This window comes from Paenibacillus rigui (assembly GCF_002234615.1).
In the GTDB taxonomy this organism is placed as follows: Bacteria; Bacillota; Bacilli; order Paenibacillales; family NBRC-103111; genus Paenibacillus_S; species Paenibacillus_S rigui.
Genome location: NZ_NMQW01000037.1, coordinates 64,358 through 80,182, shown reverse-complemented (window position 1 = coordinate 80,182; position 15,825 = coordinate 64,358). Strand labels below are relative to the sequence as shown.

Genomic DNA, 15,825 nt, shown 5'->3' with positions numbered 1-15,825 from the left:
TATGCATAGTTAAGTGCAAACCTTCCGGGCCGCCCAAGGCGCGCTGCCGGAGGACCATAAGCTTTCCAAATGCTGTTTATCCCGCATCGTGTCCATGCACTCCCAGAAGCCGGTATGGCGGTAAGCCATCAACTGCCCATCCTCGGCCAAGCGAGTCAGTACATCGTTCTCCAGCACTTCCTCATCCTTGCTTAAATATGCAAGCACACCGGGCTCGAAAACGAAAAATCCGCCGTTAATCCAGCTTTCCGTGTCCAGCTTTTCCTTGAACCGTACAACCTGATCCCCCACTAAATCGACGGTTCCAAACCGGGCCCGCGGCCTAACCAAGGTTAAGGTGGCCAGCTTCCCATGGGCATGATGAAAATCCAAGAGGCGCCGCAGGTTTACGTCACTTACCCCATCGCCATACGTCACCATGAAGGTTTCCTTGTTCAGCTGATCCCTTAAACGGTGCAGCCGCCCGCCCGTCATACTGTTCAGACCCGTATCCACAAGATGTACGATCCAATCCCTGTCAGGTCGCTGCTTTACTTCAATAGCCGAATTGGATAGATGAATCGAAAAGTCATTTTGCAAATAAACATAGTTTAAAAAATACTGCTTAATCACCTCCGCCTTGTAACCAAGCGCGATAATAAATTCATTGAAGCCGTGATCGGCATACCCGTTCATAATGTGGCACAGAATGGGCATCCCGCCGACCTCCACCATCGGCTTGGGCTTAAGAGCCGTTTCCTCGCCCAATCGGGTACCGAGGCCTCCTGCTAATAATACAATCTTGGTCACATTGGGCTCCCCCTGTCCCTTCGGATTCGTGAACGTTCAACTGCTGGCGCTGGTGTAGCTGCGAATGGCCACATTCCAGAGCTTGCGGGATATAAACAAAAAGAGTATCGGGGCTACGATAAACCAAATGACATAGGAAGCGTCCAGCTTATCCATCGCATACAAGGGTGAGAAGTTCGTTATGATAAACACCGGAAACAAGAACATCCCCGCTTGCTGTACGGAACGGCCGTAAATGTTCATCGGCACATGGTTCATATCCCAAATAGCCGTCGATACCTGATTGACCGCGGTTGTGTTGACAGTCCAGAACGAAATCAAGGATGGAATCAGGAAAATGGCGTATTTCAACACAATCCCGACGAATATAAAGGCGATAAATCCGAATACCTTAACCGGTGTAACTGGAATCCCCATTCTTGTCCACCCGATCACAATCATCGCGACGCCGGCCACGACATTGGTAAAGGAGTAGCCGAAGTCGATTCTGCGCAAAGTGGCAATGAATTGCAGCGAGACCGGCTTGGTGATCAGCATATCCAATGTACCGTCACGAATATGATTGCTAAGCATCATGAAATTGGAATAAAAGAACAGGCAGTAGAACCCTGTCATCATCGTAAAGGAGCCGACATACATAAGCAGTGCGTCCGGTGTATACCCGTTAATGACGACACCTACCCGAAACGCCACTAATACATAGATTAATTTAATACATAAGTAAGCCAGCTCAATGGTATTGGCGAATAGAAAGTTAATCCGATATTCCATCTGGGAAATGAAGCAATTTTTGACGAAGATCAGGTAGATATAGGCGTATTTTTTCAACGTTTTCATAAGAAATCTACCCTCCTACCGCCACATACTTTTTCATTCCTGTGTTCCACATCATTCCGGATAGTATGGCGAACACGCCGATCCATATGATCTGCATAACCAGTCCTTGGCCTATTTGTTCCACTGAAAGCTTGCCGCTTAGCAATTGGATCGGGAAATAGACAACATAATTAAACGGAAGCAGCAGCAATATTTTTTGCATGCCGGAGCTATACACATCCAGCGGGAATAAGCCTCCGCTTGCAATCGTGGCTAACAAACCAAACGTGCGAAACGCTCCATTGGATTCGATAAACCAGAATGCGATTGCACTTAGACTGTAGTAAATAAAGAAATTGAGCAGCAGTGCCAAAGGCACAACACAAAGGAATAGCAGCACCTGCCCGCCTGCCACCGTAAACCCCAGCCACAGGTGCAATACCCAGACGACAACCATCGAAAGCGTTAAAATAGCCAGCATTTCGATTGATTTTTCCCCAAGAAAACAGCAGATCCGATACGCAAAATAACCAATCGGCTTAATCAAATATTTGTTCAAGCCGCCATCCTTAATATCACGGGCAATTTCAAATTGAAAGCTGGTACCAATCAGCTTGTTCATCAGAATCGCAAGAATGGAATAGGCGATCAATTGATTGTAAGAATAACCGAACACTTCCGAACGATTCGAGCTTGCAAATACGGCCTTCCAGAAAAAAAACTGAATCAGGATCGGAAATATACAATTGAACAGGCTCAGGAAGAAATTCGTCCGATACTCCAGCACCTTTTGAACACCGAGAGAGAAGCTCTTAACATATTTGCTCGGCATGGGAATGCGGCTCACCCCCTTTTTGATACAGCATGGCAATGCCCTCTTCAATCGGAATATCTTCAATTGTAAAGTCAACAACGGGCAGATGATCGAGCACCCAGCGGGATAATCGCTTCACATCATGCTTTTCGAATTCGATGGTGACAAGCAGATCCTTGACTTCCTTCACATTTCCAACCTGCTGAAGCGTAGAAGCATCAACGGGATGCGAGAGGGTCAGCTTCATCATTTTTTTGTCCCCGAGGATGTCATTTACTTCGTTCAGGCTGCCGTCAAAAATGACCTTGCCATGGTTAATAATGATGGTCCGTTTGCACAAATCCTCGATATCGTTCATGTAATGACTGGTCAGCAATATCGTTGTTTTTCGGTCCTGATTGTAATGCTTGAAAAATTCCCTGATCTTGCGCTGGGACAAAATATCGAGTCCAATCGTGGGCTCATCGAGAAACAATACCTTAGGCTTGTGGATTAGTGCTGCGATCAGCTCCATCTTCATCCGTTCCCCCAAGGAAAGCCTCCGCACCTGCACCTTTAACAAATGCTTCACATCCAGCAGCTCCGAAAGCTCGCCTAAAGTATTGTTGTATTGCTTGTCGTCGACTTCATATATACATTTGTTTAGATAAAGCGATTCGTTCGCGGGCAAATCCCACCACAGCTGGTTTTTCTGACCCATTACAATGGAAAACTGCCGCTTAAATTCATTTTTCCGCTCCCAAGGCGTATAGCCAAGCACGGTAGCACTGCCGCCCCCTGGATACAAAATACCCGAAAGCATCTTTAAGGTGGTCGTCTTGCCGGCTCCATTTGGTCCGAGAAAACCAACGACCTCGCCTTCCTCAATACCAAACGAGATATTGGAAACCGCATCCTTGGTCAATGTTTCCCTGCGAAACAAGTTTTTGAACGAGCTTTTTAATCCCAACTCCTTATTGTAATAGCTGAATGATTTGGACAGCCCGTTCACTTCGATAATCATGATCCTATCTCCTTTGACTTAAATAAATATGCCCATGGGGTTGACTCATTGCTCAAGCAGCGTAGAAAGCTTCGCAGCATTCACAGCAGACGTTCGAATGGATTCCAGCCATCCGGCTCTTTGGAGCGCTTCTACAAGAAGACGGCTCGATCTGACGCGCACTTCCTCTCGATGGCAGCCATGTACAGAGCTGTCTTGCAGGCAAATCACGGTATCCCGAAATGCCCTCAATTGGTTTTCATAATAATGCTGGGGCTCGAAGCTCAGTATCTGAAGAAGCCGGCCCTGCTTATCCTCTACCTTTATCGAAATTTTGTAACGGCCCAGATTCGCGCGAAAAAAGTCGTTGATCGTCAATATAGCCTGCTCTGTTTCCAGGACATGCCTTGACCGATAAGGCTTCTCGAATGAGGTGCAGAAGCTGGCAGTCACTCTACGGATGTTCTCTGGCCCACGATTCTTACTATCGCGAAGGCTATGGGACGCTGGAAAGCTGTATGTCACGGAAGCGTCAAATGTCCAATCACAGCCATAAGGTCCCTGAAAGTAAGAATTTCCCTGGGCGCACTCGATATTTTCAGTCTCCAAGCCCAACAGATTTTGAATAAATTGGAGCCAATAGCAGCCCAGATCATAAAATGCGCCTCCGCCCTTCTCGGGGAAGCATCGGTAATTCGTTGAAACCGCGTCCTGGCCGGCTCCCTTGAAGGGGACATAAATTTCCGTGCTCAGCCCGCTCAGCCGCCCATACGTTTCTTCTCCGATGAGCGTACGCAGCGCCTGCTGCCAAGGATGATGCTGTACCATCAGCCCTTCGAGAACGTGAATCTCTCTTCCCTGTATGGCTTGCCGAATCCGGAGCGCTTCAGCTCTATTCAGGCAGATGGGCTTTTCTACGAGCACATGCTTCCCGGCTTCGATGGCCCGAATAACCCACTCGGCGTGCAGCTCGTTGCTTAAAGCGATGTAGACAGCATCAATATCCGGACTGCTTACGACATCCTGCAGATTGTCAAATATTTGTGCGATCCCATACCGCTTGGCTGCCTGTTCCGCCCTCGCCCGTGTCCTGTTCGCTATGGCAGCAACTTCGATGCCGTCCACAGCGGCAAGCGGCTGAAAGATGGCTCTATGAACAATTTCCGCGCAGCCCAAAATACCTAACCGAATTGCAGCCATTCTGCCCCTCTCCCTTTATTTAATGTCATTAATAAATAATATTGTTAAATATGCTTTAACGAGGAAACTCCGTGCAAATACAACACATTGCATTTAGAGCAGGCCGGTGTCAGTCCGCCACTGTTAATCGTTTCGCGGATCTGATCATACGCTTCCGAGTTCCATATGTCCGTTAAGCTTTGCTCATGCAAATTGCCAACGGAAAATTCGGAGAAAAACTTGCATGCCGAGATATTGCCATTCGGCGTTACATCAATTCTCGTAGCCAACGCCAGACAGTCCGTCGCGCAGCGGCTTGTCATAGCCTCTCCTGTCACAAATGGTTCAATCTCGTCGAACTCCAGCCCAGGCTGATAACGAAGCCGGGTTGACCAGACGCGCCCGTTCATTTTGTTCAGCTGCTCCATTAATGGGGCCAGATGCTGAGGGTCGATTTTATACTTGAAGGCATGCCAGCTGTTGCGCTGATGCTCCTCCAGGGGACGAAGCCAATGAAAGTTTTCTTTGAAGTATTCATCCATCTTCACCGAGGTTTCATTTGAGATATACCAAGGAAAGGTCAATAGCACAAGGTCAATCCCTTTGGCTTCAAAGCTTTCCATCAGGTCATATAAATAATAAATATTGGCATTATTAATGACGCTGTGCACCGATATTCGACCCTTGAATACCCCTTTGCCCCTCATCTCCAGCAGCAAATCTATCGTTTCCATCGTTTTCCTGAAGGAGCCCTTACCCCGGATCAAATCATGATCCGCCTCGAAGCCCTCCAACGCAATCAACAGCTCCAGATTCTCTGAAATCTCATTGAGCGAATCGATAAATTTTTCGGTGAGCAGCCCATTGGTACAGATCGTTGTCTCCCGAGGATCTGCTTTAAGTAAGTCTAGAATGTCGGCAAACCGGTGATGAAACATCGGCTCTCCGCCCCACAGATACAATCTTGATTTCAAAGCTCTGGTATCATCGAGCAGCTGCTTAATGATGTTAATATCAATGTCCAGATTTTGTTCCGCTGAATCCATATGGTGGTGATAGCCGGATTCGTTCCATTGATAGCAATGCTTGCAGCGTAAATTGCAGCGGTTCGTCAGCTTAATGGCCACAAACTCAGGCAGCACCGTTTTATATTTCGCATTATGAGCACGCTCTCGCAGGGGAACCGCAATATTACGGATCGTGCGCTTGAGTATTTCAAAAGACTTTTGATCCATTTGAATCTTTGTTTTTGGCTGCATCGTCCATCGCCCTCCAATGAGTGTATTACTGGCTCGGCTTTTCGTTATAGTACAGGCAGCAGCCCGGACAAATGGAAAACAGCTGCTTTTTCAAATAATCGCGGTATTCCTTGTACTTCGGACCATTCCAAATGTCCAAAAGTCCCTGCTCGTTGACATTGCCAAGTGTCAAATCATAGAAGTTGTGACAGGAGGTTACGCCGCCTCTGGCGTTAATTTCCATGCTGATCCAAGGGAATACGCAGCGTTTTTTCATATTCGTAACCTGCTCCCACTTGGCGTTAAAATAATAGCGGATGTTCTCCTCACTGATTACCTTGGGATAGGCATTGAAATATCGCCCGCTATCTTTGCAAAACTTCTCGATCAGCTTGAGCTGTCGGGCCAAATTACCCGCATCTATGCTGCTGAAATGCTCGGGACTGCTAATAAAGCCTCGTGCAATAGGAGCAGACTGAACATGGAACTCCTCCTTCAGCACCGCAGCATAATGCTCGTAGCGTTCTTGAGTTACATATTGCTGAAGCTCCACACTGATGCAGTCAATCATTGACATATCGAGACTTTCGAAATAAAATCGCTCCAAATGTTGATGGTTAATCGGGGTGATAGCTGTACTGATTCCGATCTTCGGATACATGGAGCCTTTGCTTTCGCGTACCTCGTACAGCTTGCGAATGCCCTTCATCGCTTTCTGAAACACACCCTCTCCCCGTTGTGCATCGTTGATTTCCTCCGGGCCGTCGAGTGATATCCAGATGCGCTCCGGCGCATGCTCAACCAGCATCTCCGCATGACGCTCCAAAAGTGTGCCGTTGGTTGGAAAATGGACTCGGCTTTTATGGTATTTTATGGACTCCAGCACCTCATCAATCCAGGGGTAAATCAGCGGTTCGCCACCGTACAATTCATAGTAGGGTCTTGCAGGACTGCAATCCTCAATTATTTTTTTGACGACCGCCAGATCCAGCTTTTTCAATTCCGGCTTTTCCTTGTAAGCGCCGTTGTCACCCCATTCAAAGCACATTTTGCACCTTAGATTGCAGGATTCGAGCAGCTGGAGAAATATCCATTTGGGAATGCCGCTGTCCAGACCGATCGTCTGCCGCGCTGATTCAGTGTTTGTCAGCATGCACGGACCTCCCTTGCTTGAGTAATGGGTGGTTTTCGATAAATACCTCCGTATAGCTGGGGGTGATAGATCTTTGCCGCAATAAATTAAGATGTAGCTCATGCAAAACCTGCTCGGAGAAGCCCGTTTCCTTCCAATCTTCGTAGTAGATACCGAAGCCTTTTAAAACCCACAGCTCTCCATTTCGTTTCTCATGCGTACCGAACGGCTCCAGTATAATGACCGGAGTCCCCGACGACAGGGAATCCATTAATGTCCCGGCCCCGGGCTTGCTAACTATCGCTTTCGCTTGACGAATGACATCGTAAAGGCCGTGGTGTGACTCCTTGTTTGTGTACTCCGGCGCCTCTGATGGTTGGATCTCGGCAAATAACGGCAGATCATGCTCTCCGCTCGGACCTTTGCGCCATGCCGTCCACGCCGGATCATTCATAAAATAACGGGCTCCTGGCTTGGGCTGCAAAGTTTCCTCCCATTCGTAGGCCACAATATCGAGCTGGAAGCCCTGCTCATAAAGCTCAGGAATTTTACCCTGATACGTGCCCATGCCCCACCCGCCTCCATGAATCACATAGCGGTGATGCCGGTCCTTTAGAGGAATTACAGCCTCCTCTCCAACAGGGATGAAGCAGGAGATCTCGCTGCTCAATGAATGATAGAGCCAGACATCGTTGTAGGGCATATTGTAGTTCGGATTAAATTTTTTCAAGCCTTTCCATGAAGGGGATAAATCCGAATCTACATAGAGTAAATCCACCTTCACCTCGGGATGGCCCTCGTTATTTTCTGGATGATGGCCTTCCTTCAGCTTTGCACGGTACAGGTCCAGGATATATACCCAATGTCCGGAAAGCGCAATAAAATGATGCCTCCCCTCCTGGGCCCACGCTTCCAAGAGAAGATCCACTTGATCAAAATCAATACTGTCACGAATATCTTTCGGAATTTTTGTTGCAACCAAGGCCAATGAAAAGTTGTCATGGTACGCTTTTTTGCTGTCCAATATTTTATCCTGCTTCTCCTGCTGTACGAAGCTTTCGAATACGAATACTTCAGTCGGAATCTGCTTTTGCCTCAATTGATAGCTGATAATCAGGCCAGGATTGTAGAAGCCAAGACCAAATCCGGAGCATAGTATAGTTATTGGCGCTTCATTCAAAATCTCATCCCCTAACTGGATACCGTTATACCGAGCGATGACAGGAGCTGCCGAAGTCGACTGCAAAGCATCTCCCCTTCGACCAAGTCATGTGCGACAATCGATACGTACAACCTTGCTTTATACTTTCCGTTGGCTTGTTGGTTCACTGTAAACGTATTTGCACTCAAAGGAATAATGCCATGCGGAGCCCCATTGCTATACAAAAGCTCCTCCTGCTCCATCGCATACAGCACATCACCAAACATGACTGGACCTGGACAAACCATTGATATATAAGTCAAATATCCGTTAAGCGAGCGTGACGCAAGGAAAAGGTCGAGCTGATGCTTAATCAGACTCATCGATTTTCGTGCATTAATTTCGACAATCGGTACTGTCGTTCCATCCTTCAGCCTCATCGAATCGACGCAAACATGCCCGAAGTAACCGCTTTCAAATAAATGGCGGGCGACGTCTTGCATGAGATCAAAATACCGTTCCCGCTCCAGCTGAAGGATGAATGCGGGTGCTGCCGCAACTGACCCCTGATAAGCGAAATCGGAATTGATGACCTGTTGAACTGCAATAAAGCGATAGGAACCATCCGATTGAATCTCGAATTGACAGGAGAAGTCCATTTCCTTATTCAACAAGGGCTCTACAATAAACAAGGTTTGCTTATCCGTCTTTTGCTGCTTGGCTATATAGCTGCTAATTCTATTCAGCGTACTTTCCGTCGTAATCAACAGGTTCCCTTTGCCTGACACCCCGAAGGTATCCTTGATCAAAAATGCCCCTGCTCCTAACAGCTCCCTACCTGTGTGCTCCAGCTCTTCCCGACTCCTAATAACGTGGCTTGCATTGGGAATGCCAAGCTTGTCTTTTAGCTCGGTGGAATACAGCTTGGAATTAACATGCTGAACCACATGGAGGGCAGGTGCATGAGAAATCCAACGCTGTTGTGCAGCCAACGCACTCATGCCATCTAAAATGGCAAAAGGATCTAATACCGCTCCTTGCGGTACAAGCCGATTTACCTGAAGCGTTGGAAATACCGGCAGCATTCTTTGGAAAATATTTAGCTCCGCGGCATCGGAAGCAAGTAAAGCTGCAGTATCTATATCCTCTTCATTACATGTAAATTGAAAGCCGATTTCGTTCAAATATTCACGGTGTGCCCGATCCATCGCATACCGGGTCAGCAGCACATCCTGCTCTCTGCAAAATACAAACAGCAGTTCATCCATTGCGTCTACCACATTGCGTGTCTGCGGATCTGGAAGAGCCGGAAGCTTCGCCAGACTATCGTCCCGCCAGCCGGTTTCGGCATCAAAGGTTCCACAGTGAATGCGGGGCTTGTTCTCCTGTCTTGTCATGCGCTTTGGGATTCAATAAAGTGGCAAAATGTATCGATGGAGGTCAAGTGGACCATATCAAATTCATCAAAATCGATTTCAATGTTAAACTCGTCCTCCACGCGCAAGATGAAGTTAATCAGCTGCAGAGAATCTAAACCTCCATCGTTCAGCACATCGGAGCTGCCTTGCAGCTGCTGCAGCAAGTCTGGATCCTCTTTAATTTCACTTATAAATCCGATAATCTTTTCTTGAAGCATTCACTTCACTCCTTATTTGATTAGTTATTGACAACGGCCGAATCGATGTTTTTGACAATGACGGCCAGAATGTCCGTTTGGGCATACTTCAGGTTATAATTGGTCATATGCGGCTGTCTCGTGTCTGTAACCGAAATCAGCTTCAAGGAGGCGGGAAGTGATTTCATGATGTGCTTGATCATTGCCGATTTGGTAAACCTCCAGATCACTCCGTCAATCGAGGAATTCACCATGTATCCTTCTGTCATGGATTTGCCGGATTTCGCTTCCTCCAGAATAACAGGGTCCGCAATCCATATTTCTCCGTTATCCCGCAGCAACCGGGCACATTCAGCGAAAGCTTTCTTATGATAGCGGATATGATGAAAGCAGCGTGCAAATATAATCACATCGAAGCTCTTGTCCTCCATCGGAACCTCATAAATACCACTGAGCAGGTACGAATCGTATCTGCCTTTCTTCACTCCATAATCCAGATAGTACGGATTGATATCCAGGTTAACCATATTCTTGGACTGTTCCCTGCCCATATGCTTGTTCAATAATCCCGTACCGCAGCCTACTTGCAGGACTTTACCCCTAATCGGAGGAAGGAAGCCATACACGGAGGTTGGTTTAGGAAAATTCAGCACATACATCGACCATTCATATAAACGCGGATGCTTCTCAATCAGACGGACAAGCTTACTGATATAAAAAGGATTTTTAACTTTCTTTTTGTCAAAGTCCCGCTTGTTCCATACGTAATAAATCGGATATAACAGTAAGAAATACATCCAGTAAGCGGTTTCAATCCATTTAATCAAAACAGGATGATTTGGCTGATCAATTCGATGCTCAATTCCCCTTTCAAGCAAGATATGATTCATTTCGCCCTGCATTGTAGAACCTCCAATCTCCATGTAATTATTGGTAATAATGGAACCATTTTTTCTTAGCTTAACTTAACAACCGAATCGTCATCAATCAGACTTTTTATCACCGATTGGACTTTTTTGAATATTTTGAATTAGTTGACTAATACATTTTTGTAAAAATAAGACTTTCTTATTATCCTGCTTCCTGCTTGGCTAACTATCGCCCTTTGGATCATGAGATTTGCGAGATAAACCTGGAAAAAGCCAAAACACCGGATTTCCAAACACGGAAAATCGGTGTTTTTGTTCATTCGAGACGGTACTGGTTGTCCTCCCCCTGCAAGAGGTATAATGATATATACATTGTGTATGAAAAAGGAGGATTGGGATGAGTATCCAATCATTGACCCGTTATTGTTTAACAAAAAAAGGCAGCAAAGAGGATTACCCTTTTGGCGATGATATCTTAGTCATCAAAGTATCGTCCAAAATATTTGCTTTCATCACAGAACGAAACCATCAGCCCAGCATCAGCTTGAAATGTGATCCGTTTATTGCGGAAAATTTGAGACAGCAGCACCCTGCGGTTACTCCCGGCTACCATCTCAATAAAAGTCATTGGAATACCGTTATTCTAGACGGCTCCATTCCAGAGCAAGAAATATGCAGCATGATTGATCACTCCTACGAACTCGTATTTAAAAAGCTGGTAAAGGTTGAGAAAGAGGCCGTTCTCCAGGGGGAAGCCTAAGGGAGAGAGTGTTAGAGCTCGATGATCTTTGTTGCCACATTTTCGCAAAATTCCTTGTCATGCTCCACAAAAAGAATGGTGGGTGCGTATTCAAGCAATAACTCTTCAATTTGAATCCGTGAGATCACATCAATAAAATTAAGCGGTTCATCCCAAATATGCAAGTGAACCTTCTCACTAAGACTTTGTGCAATCAGCACTTTCTTCTTTTGCCCTCCGCTGAAAGTAGACATATCCTTTTCAAATTGAACTCTGGAGAAATCAAGCTTTCTTAGAATCGATTTAAAAAGGCTCTCATCGATCCCGTGATGTGCAGCATAATCGGATAGTTTACCTTGAAGATGGGACGTGTCCTGAGATACATAGGAGATTTGTAGCTGATGATCCTTTCTGAGGGTGCCCGTATAATTTAGCTCCTCACCGCAAATCAATTTGATAATGCTTGATTTCCCAGAGCCGTTCTGTCCCGACAGAGCAATCCGCTCCCCTTGTTCAATCATTAAATTGATATCTGTACATACTTTTTTCTCATCGTAAAAAATCGATACATGTTCAAGCTGTACAAGCTGCTTTTTATGATAAGCAAGCTGCGAAATCTCTAAGCTATCGGCGTTTTCGATATTTTTAAGAAGCTTGGATTTTTCGTCAATCGCAGATTGCTGCCTTTGCTCGATCGCTTTGGATCGCTTCATCATTTTAGCCGCCTTATGGCCAATATAACCTTTATCTACCTTAGAACCGGAATTTCTTGTTCCGTTTTTTGTCTTCTCCACCTCGTGGGACCAGTTGGAGGTCCGTTTAGCAGAATCCGATAGCCGTTTAATATCCTTTCTTAGCTTCTCGTTCTCAGCAAGCTCGAATTGATCCTGTCTCTTCTTATTTTCCCACCAGCTCGAAAAATTACCTTTTTGAATTTCTATGCTGGTCTTATTGATGGAAAGAATGTGATCCACACAGTTATCAAGAAAAGATCTGTCGTGTGAAACCAGAATAAACCCGCTTTTCGTTTTGAGATAATCACTGACAAGCTTTCTTGCATGCATGTCAAGATGATTAGTGGGTTCATCAATTAACAGAAAACGATTTTCCTTAATAAATAGGGTGGCAAGTAACACTTTCGTTTGCTCGCCATTGGACAAGGAATCAAAGGGCCGGTATAACACATCTTCCGAAACCTTCAGCAATGACAGCTCACGAATTAATTTCCATTGCACATAGTCCGGAAACAGGTCTTCGATGACGTCTATGGTGTTATTTTCCTTATGTTCGACCTGGAAAGGGAAATATTCAAAACCCACATGAGCCGCAATATGGCCGCTGTATTCATATTTACCCAGCAGCAAATTGAGAAAGGTGGTCTTGCCTCTGCCGTTCCTTCCTGTAAACCCCAATTTCCAATCGGTATCTATCTGAAAATTCACGTTTTCAAATATGTTATCGTAACTGCCTTCGTAGGCAAACGTCAGGTTTGTGACACTTATTAATGACATAAAATAATCCTCCTGTTTGATAAATATAAAAGCTACAAGAAAGTTACCTTCTTGTAGCTCAAATAAATACAACAAATCCGACCCGCTATGCAGGCAGATGAGGATATATTTAGATTGAGTGAAAAGAATAAGTAACTTTCTTGCCTATAAAAAAATAAAACATGCGAAAAACAATCGCTTTTTGTTGTTTTATTCATATATACGTTGGCAAGAAAAAAATTACATTATACTTTTCAACTCCAATCATTCAATTTACACATATCTTAGCATAACGATTTTTACAATTCAAAGGACCATTTGATTATAATCAAATAGTCCGAAGTGCCGCTCGCTGCTTCTTGATGGTTAGGTATGACGAGGGGAGTCATCGCTTTCGCGGGGACTGTTCTGTGCAGGCTGCGTCTCATGATTTTTTATAACCTGATCTGCATAGTTCGGGTTGGTGTTATATTTGTTTCCTTCATTTTTTTTCATCCCTTTCGGCATCTTTTTTCACCTCCATATCTATTCGGTTGGCTTCGCAAGACACCATTAGCATGATACATCACTGCACGAATGATGCATGTTATTTAAACATACATTTGCTCCGCCGCGATTGGAGTCAACGCTTTTGTTTGATCAATGAAAATAAAGGCGTCATATCGCTTTGGAATGACAGTAGGAACGTAATTGCCCTTTTCCCACTTGGGATGATAAACCACACCTATCGCCCGGTGGCCTATAGTCACATCGTTCAGAGAGGATTCCTCGTTGTCAAAAATAAGCAGCTTGTCTTCTGCGCCTTCCCGGTGAAGCAGCTCCTCCCAGCTGTTCGGCAAAGCCGGAGGAACCGTCATGACTTCCTGCGGCTCGCCCCATTCGGTACCGGCGACAACGGTACCCTGGTATGTACCGAAGCCGATAGCGTAGACATTTCCACTGTGCTTTTCCCGAAGCAGCTGACCGATATTGACCATACCCTCCTCAATCATATCCGTTGCACGAGCATCTCCGATGTGAGTATTGTGTGCCCACACGATGGATCGTGCTCCAGCACCGTAGAACTCCATTAGTTTTTCCAGTACGTCGATCATATGACGGTCTCTAACGTTCCAGGACTCCGCATCGTGTCGGATCATCGTGCGATAGTACCCTTCAGCACCTTTCACAGCTAAGGCGTTGAGCTCAGCGCTTAGCGCTTTCTCTCGAGCTTCGTCCTGGGTTTGCAAATGCTTCCAGCGATCTTGGAGGGAACGGAGAAGTGCGATGACCTCTTCTTCACAGCCTTCGCCATACAATGAGGCGGAAATCCCGTAGGACTGCTCATTTTTACCGTAAGGCTCGAAGCACTGCAATGCCCTTCTTACTGCCGTCAGGTCGCTGCCATCCTTGTTTTGAAGATACTTTACAATTTCATCCATGGACTCCCAGAGGCTATAAATATCAATACCGTAAAAGCCCACCTTCTCATGGTGCGGTTTGTCTTTATTATAGTGGCGCAGCCATTCTGCAAACTCCATAATTTCGCGGTTTGCCCACATCCAGGTTGGCCAACGATTGAAATCCCCCAATGCTTCCCTTACATTGCTTCCACTATCCGGATACCCCTTGATGTATCGGTTAAGCATATAGCATGAGGGCCAATCTCCTTCTACGGCAATAAACCGAAACCCCTTTTCAACAATTAACTGTTTTGACAGTTCTGCCCGATGGGTATAAAACTCGGAGGTTCCATGAGAGGCTTCACCCAGGAGTACATAATTTACGTCACCTATTTGGGCTAATAACCGCTTCCTGTCCTTTTCTCCTTTGAAAGGCGTAGCAAGCCCGTGTATGGCTTCCCTTATATCCTTCATTCAAATCCCACCTCAAAGAAAAATCCGCAGAGCTGCTATGCAAGCAACCCTGCGGTTTATATCTGCTGCTAGTCCAGCTTCCCCTGATCGGACGGGATAATTTCATCCAGCTCCGTTTCTTGCTGATGGGCTGCAGCAAGTATCTCTTGATCCTGTTCGTTAGCGCCTTGAATCTCGGCTGCTGCTTGGGCTTGATTGTTGAGCTGCTTCTCCGTTTGGCCAATACCATGTGCACCCTGATGTCCTCTGCTTGTCGGCATATGTTCTTATCTCCCTGTCATCGTATTGAAATAACAAATCTAAGTATGTCCTAAAGAATGAAGTAAAATGCTGCGGAAAGTTACCTTGAAAAGGTGTGTGGGAAGTTAGAATAAATAAAGGAGATGTCGGAAATTTTATAACCAGCAACTTCAATTCATTCAATGAAACGAGGAGGTTAATCTTCATGGCAAGGTTTATCATAATCGCTGTTTTCTTATTGCTGTCATCAGGTTGTACGGGCAACAACAATGTAACGAAAAAACAAGCGGCTCCTGAGCAATCAAAAATTTCTACGCACACAGCCGCACCCTCTCCTGTCGTAACACAGGCATCCTCCACGTCTACATCGAATGCAGGACGGGAGTCCGTTACGATTAAAGCAGCACCGGGTGGAATCCCTCCGTATTTGCTGGACCTGATTCAATCTCCCGGGACTCCGACCACCCAAGCACCGACGGGCAATCCGGGAGCAACGATGCCATCCGGTTCACCTAACCAAGGACAGCAAGGCAACCAGGATTCAACACAGTTTGCACAGCAAGTTCTTGATCTTGTCAATCAAGAAAGGTCCAAAGCTGGGTTAAGTGCCTTAGGTATGAGTGCGGAATTGTCTAATATGGCCATGGTCAAGGCACAGGATATGTACAAGAATAATTATTTTGATCATAACTCTCCAACGCACGGATCCCCCTTTGATATGATGAAGGAGTTCGGTATCACCTACAGCACAGCTGGAGAGAACATAGCCAAAGGGCAAACCACTCCTACGCAAGTCATGAATGACTGGATGAATAGTCCTGGGCACAGAGCCAATATACTGAATAGCGGCTACACGAAAATCGGTATTGCTTATTACAACAGTGAATGGGTACAGGAATTTACGGGGTAATGTAAAAAAAGACAT

The 15,825-nt window shown here is 45.8% G+C and carries 16 protein-coding genes; 2 read left to right on the top strand and 14 right to left on the bottom strand.

The window, feature by feature from the left end; genetic code table 11:
• Nucleotides 1-9 precede the first annotated feature (9 nt).
• Genes rfbF through CF651_RS23400 form a run of 11 tightly spaced genes read right to left on the bottom strand, consistent with a single transcriptional unit; the run spans nt 10 to nt 10,608 of the window.
• The gene (gene rfbF, locus CF651_RS23450) at nt 10-789 is read right to left on the bottom strand and encodes a glucose-1-phosphate cytidylyltransferase (protein ID WP_094017313.1); all 780 of its coding nucleotides are present in this window, start codon (nt 787-789) and stop codon (nt 10-12) included.
• Nucleotides 790-825: 36 nt separating this feature from the next.
• Entirely contained in the window at nt 826-1,626 is an 801-nt protein-coding gene (locus CF651_RS23445; RefSeq protein ID WP_094017312.1) for an ABC transporter permease, read from the bottom strand.
• Between the two features lie 7 nt (nt 1,627-1,633).
• The gene (locus CF651_RS23440; RefSeq protein WP_094017311.1) at nt 1,634-2,437 is read right to left on the bottom strand and encodes an ABC transporter permease; all 804 of its coding nucleotides are present in this window, start codon (nt 2,435-2,437) and stop codon (nt 1,634-1,636) included.
• Complete coding sequence (locus CF651_RS23435; protein WP_094017310.1) at nt 2,418-3,425, bottom strand: ABC transporter ATP-binding protein; 1,008 nt, start codon at nt 3,423-3,425, stop codon at nt 2,418-2,420. Before CF651_RS23435 ends, CF651_RS23440 begins: the two co-directional genes overlap by 20 nt.
• Before the next feature lie 42 nt (nt 3,426-3,467).
• Nucleotides 3,468-4,601 (bottom strand): Gfo/Idh/MocA family protein, encoded by a 1,134-nt coding sequence (locus CF651_RS23430; RefSeq protein ID WP_094017309.1) that lies wholly within the window; start codon nt 4,599-4,601, stop codon nt 3,468-3,470.
• Between the two features lie 44 nt (nt 4,602-4,645).
• Nucleotides 4,646-5,839 carry a radical SAM/SPASM domain-containing protein gene (locus tag CF651_RS23425; protein WP_094017308.1) on the bottom strand — a complete coding sequence of 398 codons (1,194 nt, stop codon included), beginning with the start codon at nt 5,837-5,839 and terminating at the stop codon, nt 4,646-4,648.
• A gap of 25 nt (nt 5,840-5,864) precedes the next feature.
• A complete protein-coding gene (locus tag CF651_RS23420) occupies nt 5,865-6,971 on the bottom strand; it encodes a radical SAM protein (RefSeq protein WP_094017307.1) in 1,107 nt (368 codons plus the stop codon).
• Entirely contained in the window at nt 6,955-8,196 is a 1,242-nt protein-coding gene (locus CF651_RS23415; RefSeq protein WP_218827868.1) for a glycosyltransferase family protein, read from the bottom strand. Before CF651_RS23415 ends, CF651_RS23420 begins: the two co-directional genes overlap by 17 nt.
• Nucleotides 8,142-9,488 (bottom strand): ATP-grasp domain-containing protein, encoded by a 1,347-nt coding sequence (locus CF651_RS23410; protein WP_094017305.1) that lies wholly within the window; start codon nt 9,486-9,488, stop codon nt 8,142-8,144. Before CF651_RS23410 ends, CF651_RS23415 begins: the two co-directional genes overlap by 55 nt.
• Entirely contained in the window at nt 9,485-9,727 is a 243-nt protein-coding gene (locus tag CF651_RS23405; protein ID WP_094017304.1) for an acyl carrier protein, read from the bottom strand. The genes CF651_RS23410 and CF651_RS23405 overlap by 4 nt, the downstream gene beginning before the upstream one ends.
• Before the next feature lie 20 nt (nt 9,728-9,747).
• On the bottom strand, nt 9,748-10,608 hold the full coding sequence (locus CF651_RS23400) for a class I SAM-dependent methyltransferase (RefSeq protein WP_179232955.1): 861 nt from the start codon (nt 10,606-10,608) through the stop codon (nt 9,748-9,750).
• Between the two features lie 364 nt (nt 10,609-10,972).
• On the opposite strand from CF651_RS23400, the gene CF651_RS23395 reads away from it, so the two are divergent.
• A complete protein-coding gene (locus CF651_RS23395; RefSeq protein ID WP_094017302.1) occupies nt 10,973-11,335 on the top strand; it encodes an MmcQ/YjbR family DNA-binding protein in 363 nt (120 codons plus the stop codon).
• An 11-nt stretch (nt 11,336-11,346) separates the two neighbouring features.
• On the opposite strand, the gene CF651_RS23390 is transcribed toward CF651_RS23395, so the two are convergent.
• From CF651_RS23390 to CF651_RS23380, 3 genes are all read right to left on the bottom strand, one after another.
• Nucleotides 11,347-12,825 (bottom strand): Lsa family ABC-F type ribosomal protection protein, encoded by a 1,479-nt coding sequence (locus CF651_RS23390; protein WP_094017301.1) that lies wholly within the window; start codon nt 12,823-12,825, stop codon nt 11,347-11,349.
• Between the two features lie 569 nt (nt 12,826-13,394).
• Nucleotides 13,395-14,660 carry an erythromycin esterase family protein gene (locus CF651_RS23385; protein ID WP_094017300.1) on the bottom strand — a complete coding sequence of 422 codons (1,266 nt, stop codon included), beginning with the start codon at nt 14,658-14,660 and terminating at the stop codon, nt 13,395-13,397.
• A 68-nt stretch (nt 14,661-14,728) separates the two neighbouring features.
• A complete protein-coding gene (locus tag CF651_RS23380; protein WP_094017299.1) occupies nt 14,729-14,920 on the bottom strand; it encodes a hypothetical protein in 192 nt (63 codons plus the stop codon).
• Nucleotides 14,921-15,105: 185 nt separating this feature from the next.
• On the opposite strand from CF651_RS23380, the gene CF651_RS23375 reads away from it, so the two are divergent.
• A complete protein-coding gene (locus CF651_RS23375; protein WP_094017298.1) occupies nt 15,106-15,810 on the top strand; it encodes a CAP domain-containing protein in 705 nt (234 codons plus the stop codon).
• Nucleotides 15,811-15,825 lie beyond the last annotated feature (15 nt).

Bases quoted from the DNA above. Each gene is read 5' to 3' on its own strand.
- CF651_RS23425 (WP_094017308.1), bottom strand. From the start codon at position 5,839: ATGCAGCCAAAAACAAAGATTCAAATGGATCAAAAGTCTTTTGAAATA.
- CF651_RS23385 (WP_094017300.1), bottom strand. From the start codon at position 14,660: ATGAAGGATATAAGGGAAGCCATACACGGGCTTGCTACGCCTTTCAAA.
- CF651_RS23390 (WP_094017301.1), bottom strand. From the start codon at position 12,825: ATGTCATTAATAAGTGTCACAAACCTGACGTTTGCCTACGAAGGCAGT.
- CF651_RS23400 (WP_179232955.1), bottom strand. From the start codon at position 10,608: ATGCAGGGCGAAATGAATCATATCTTGCTTGAAAGGGGAATTGAGCAT.
- CF651_RS23375 (WP_094017298.1), top strand. From the start codon at position 15,106: ATGGCAAGGTTTATCATAATCGCTGTTTTCTTATTGCTGTCATCAGGT.
- CF651_RS23405 (WP_094017304.1), bottom strand. From the start codon at position 9,727: ATGCTTCAAGAAAAGATTATCGGATTTATAAGTGAAATTAAAGAGGAT.
- CF651_RS23440 (WP_094017311.1), bottom strand. From the start codon at position 2,437: ATGCCGAGCAAATATGTTAAGAGCTTCTCTCTCGGTGTTCAAAAGGTG.
- CF651_RS23420 (WP_094017307.1), bottom strand. From the start codon at position 6,971: ATGCTGACAAACACTGAATCAGCGCGGCAGACGATCGGTCTGGACAGC.
- CF651_RS23395 (WP_094017302.1), top strand. From the start codon at position 10,973: ATGAGTATCCAATCATTGACCCGTTATTGTTTAACAAAAAAAGGCAGC.
- CF651_RS23430 (WP_094017309.1), bottom strand. From the start codon at position 4,601: ATGGCTGCAATTCGGTTAGGTATTTTGGGCTGCGCGGAAATTGTTCAT.
- CF651_RS23445 (WP_094017312.1), bottom strand. From the start codon at position 1,626: ATGAAAACGTTGAAAAAATACGCCTATATCTACCTGATCTTCGTCAAA.
- CF651_RS23410 (WP_094017305.1), bottom strand. From the start codon at position 9,488: ATGACAAGACAGGAGAACAAGCCCCGCATTCACTGTGGAACCTTTGAT.
- CF651_RS23380 (WP_094017299.1), bottom strand. From the start codon at position 14,920: ATGCCGACAAGCAGAGGACATCAGGGTGCACATGGTATTGGCCAAACG.